The sequence below is a fragment of the Marivita cryptomonadis genome, from assembly GCF_002115725.1.
Lineage (GTDB): Bacteria > Pseudomonadota > Alphaproteobacteria > Rhodobacterales > Rhodobacteraceae > Marivita > Marivita cryptomonadis.
This window is the reverse complement of sequence record NZ_JFKD01000079.1, coordinates 1-1,183: the sequence shown is the minus strand read 5'-3', so window position 1 is coordinate 1,183 and position 1,183 is coordinate 1. Positions and strand designations below refer to the sequence as shown.

1 protein-coding gene is annotated in these 1,183 nt (G+C 49.8%); it reads left to right on the top strand.

Going from position 1 to position 1,183, the window contains the following annotated elements:
• Nucleotides 1–24 precede the first annotated feature (24 nt).
• Nucleotides 25–1,183, top strand: a 1,159-nt coding sequence (locus MCRY_RS22340) for a DEAD/DEAH box helicase (protein WP_139834168.1), incomplete at its 3' end; no start/stop codon positions are given.

The following is a 1,183-nucleotide window of genomic DNA, read 5'->3' as shown; positions in this document are numbered from 1 at the left end:
GCACATGTGCGCCTGTCAGGCCGTATGTCCGACATGCTTTATTCATTGGAGGCGACCGACACTGACTTTTATGCCCACCAATTCAAACCAGTTCTTAAGATGCTAGACTCGCCGACCGGGCATTTGCTGATTGCTGATGAGGTCGGTTTGGGGAAAACAATTGAGGCTGGCCTAATCTGGACAGAACTCGCGGCACGGATGCGCTATCGTCGGCTATTGGTGGTTTGCCCCAAAGTTCTTTGCGAAAAATGGCGGTTTGAGCTCGTCAATAAATTTGACCTTGATGCTCGAATTATGTCTCCGGCAGACCTTCAAGATGCGTTGACATCGACGACGCTGCAAAAGCGCGGTTTCGTTGCGATTTGCGGCATGCAGTCAATCCGTCCGCGTCGCGAGAGCGACCGTAGTAATCGCCCAGTCGACATTCTGGCAAATACTATTGATGAGCTTGACCCCTTTGACGATCGACTTGATTTGGTGGTGATCGACGAAGCGCATCATATGCGGAACCCAGGTACACAGTCGCAAGAGCTTGGGAAAATGCTTGCAAAAATTGCACACCATGTTGTGATGCTTTCTGCAACACCAATCAATCTTGGAAACCGCGACTTACATTCTCTGCTGCGCCTCTTAGATGAGGACACTTTTAGAGAGCAAGAAACTCTTGAAGCGATTGTTGATGCAAACGCCCCCGTCATTCGAGCCCGCGATACAGTCCTGTCGGGAAAGCCGGTAGACGAGATTATCTCGCATCTCAATGAAGCGTTCCGCCATGAGCTTCTGTCTGGAACAAAAACGCTCTCGTCAATCCTGAAGGAAGTTAAGAAGCGTTCTGAAATCGATGCAAGCGTTCGGGCTGATCTTGCTCATCGGCTTGACGGTCTCAATCAGCTTGCGAATGTCATAAACAGGACGCGAAGACGCGATGTGCAGGAACACCGTGTCATTCGGGAAGTTCAAGGTCAAATTCTCGAAATGACGGCAACAGAGCGTGATGTTTACCAAAACGTTACATCCGTAATCAGAAATTTTGCGGCCCAATCAGGACGTCCTGTCGGCTTTTTAACTGTTATGCCTCAACGTATGCTTGCGTCCTCGATGCCTGCGGCACTCGCTCATTGGCGGGCAAAGTACGATGTTACAAGATGCTATGAGGATGAGCTGTTGTATGTCACTGAGAACT